The 1,801-nt window shown below is 58.9% G+C and carries 4 protein-coding genes; all 4 read left to right on the top strand.

Annotated elements, in window-relative coordinates; translation table 11 throughout:
• Nucleotides 1-135: 135 nt before the first annotated feature.
• Nucleotides 136-348 carry a type II toxin-antitoxin system HicA family toxin gene (locus VBE63_RS28630; RefSeq protein WP_323686376.1) on the top strand — a complete coding sequence of 71 codons (213 nt, stop codon included), beginning with the start codon at nt 136-138 and terminating at the stop codon, nt 346-348.
• Between the two features lie 11 nt (nt 349-359).
• Entirely contained in the window at nt 360-791 is a 432-nt protein-coding gene (locus VBE63_RS28625; RefSeq protein WP_323686375.1) for a type II toxin-antitoxin system HicB family antitoxin, read from the top strand.
• A gap of 116 nt (nt 792-907) precedes the next feature.
• Entirely contained in the window at nt 908-1,186 is a 279-nt protein-coding gene (locus VBE63_RS28620; RefSeq protein ID WP_323686374.1) for a transcriptional regulator, read from the top strand.
• The coding region (locus tag VBE63_RS28615) for a HipA N-terminal domain-containing protein (RefSeq protein WP_323686373.1) at nt 1,183-1,801 on the top strand (619 nt) is incomplete at its 3' end. The genes VBE63_RS28620 and VBE63_RS28615, both read left to right, overlap by 4 nt.

The following is a 1,801-nucleotide window of genomic DNA, read 5'->3' as shown; positions in this document are numbered from 1 at the left end:
GTTGTGAGCAACGGTGATCGGCAGTGGAGAGGAGCTCGATCATCTGCAATCGCACACCCAAGCTAGCAGAAGCGCCAACGCTTGGCTCAAGGCCATTGATAGGCAAGCGGACAAAAGTGTCCGATACTCTGTTGCATGAAGGGATCTGAGTTCATCCAGCGGGTTAAACGCTACGCAAAGGCGCACGCACTTTTCTGTCACGTCGACCAAAAGCGCGGCAAGGGCAGTCACGTGACGCTATACCTTGGTGATCGGCTAACCACCGTCCGCAACCCCAAGGATGAACTGAAGACCGGCACCCTAAATGCGATGCTCAAACAGCTTGGCTTGAGCTTGAACGACCTGTGAGCGGAGCCCCGATGCAATTCATCTATCCAGCGACCTTAACGCCCGAACCGTCCGGCGGTTTCGTGGTGACCTTTCGCGACTGGCCAGAGGCGATCACCCAGGGCGAGACGCTCAATGACGCCCTGCTCGAGGCAACCGATTGCTTAGAAGAAGCCATCGCGGCCCGCATCGACGACTGCGGTGAGGTTCCTATGCCCTCGGCCCATCTGCCCGCTGAGCGGCCGGTAGCAGTCCCTATCCAGACCGCGCTCAAAGCGGCGTTGTTCCTGGCAGTCCGCGAGACGAGTGTTGGCCCAAGCGAACTTGCTCGACGCCTGGAGATCAACGAGAAGGAAGCGCGACGTTTACTCAACCCCAGGCACAACAGCAAGATAGCGACATTGGAGCGCGCCTTATTGTCCGTCGGGAGACGCCCGGCAATCGAGATCCAAGAAGCCGCTTGAGTCAGCTCTCAGCATCAACACGAGCGCAAGCGTCGTGACATGCAATATTTAGATACTATAATGTCTATATGGGTAATTAATGCGCCATATAAGACATCATAGTATCCAATTCAAACATGGGTCAGCTCTCCTTATACTCGGCCTCCGATGTGCAGCAAGCGTTATCCGCTTGGATCAAGGAGCGACGCAAGACCCTGAAGCTATCGCGCAACGCCCTTGCGATGTGCAGCACGGTACCAGCGCCGACCATCAAAAAATTTGAGACGACCGGACAGATCTCGCTGCGCCAATTCCTGCTGTTATGGCAATGCGTGGACGATCTCAGTCGCTTGCAGGGCCTGACCAATCCGGCGCCCAAGGCACCCACCAGCATCGAAGAGGTGTTGGGGCAATGAACCCCGCGCGCATCAACCGGTTGGACGTTTGGCGCACCCTGAGCGATGGCACCCGTCACCAGGTCGGCGTCCTGGCGCAGAATCGTCAGGGGGTCTTTTTCCAGTATGCGCGGGATTACCTGGCGCGATTTGCAAATCTCTCGCCCTTTTCCCTGAGCTTCGATGAGGTGCTGCAGGCAGCGCCGCAAACACCGCATGCAGGGCTGCATGGCGTGTTCGCCGATTCGTTACCCGACGGCTGGGGATTGTTGCTGATGGATCGGGTGTTCCGTCAGGCGGGCATCCCCCCGGCCCAGGTCAGCGCGCTGGATCGACTGGCCTTTGTCGCCGATCGCGGCCTCGGGGCCTTGTCTTACGAACCGGCCTCGTCGCTGCAACCCGCTGTCACAGACTCGCGTATCAATCTCGGCGAGCTCGGGTGTCAGGCACAAGCCCTGTTCGATGGACAAACCACCGAGGTGTTGGCCGAGTTGGTCAGGGTCGGCAGTTCGGGTGGCGCCAGACCCAAGGCACAACTGTATCTGTCGGATGCCGACGGCGACAGCTGCAGCACCACACCCGGCGTTGGCCGCAGGGCCTTTCTGGTGAAGTTCACCTCCAGCAGCCTACCGATTG

Source organism: Lamprobacter sp. (genome assembly GCF_034860625.1).
In the GTDB taxonomy this organism is placed as follows: domain Bacteria; phylum Pseudomonadota; class Gammaproteobacteria; order Chromatiales; family Chromatiaceae; genus Lamprobacter.
Note: the sequence above shows the minus strand (reverse complement) of the source record. Positions and strands in the feature narration are given on the sequence as shown.

Excerpts from the sequence above, each read along its gene's own strand:
- VBE63_RS28620 (WP_323686374.1), top strand. The coding sequence starts at position 908 with ATGGGTCAGCTCTCCTTATACTCGGCCTCCGATGTGCAGCAAGCGTTA.
- VBE63_RS28625 (WP_323686375.1), top strand. The coding sequence starts at position 360 with ATGCAATTCATCTATCCAGCGACCTTAACGCCCGAACCGTCCGGCGGT.
- VBE63_RS28630 (WP_323686376.1), top strand. The coding sequence starts at position 136 with ATGAAGGGATCTGAGTTCATCCAGCGGGTTAAACGCTACGCAAAGGCG.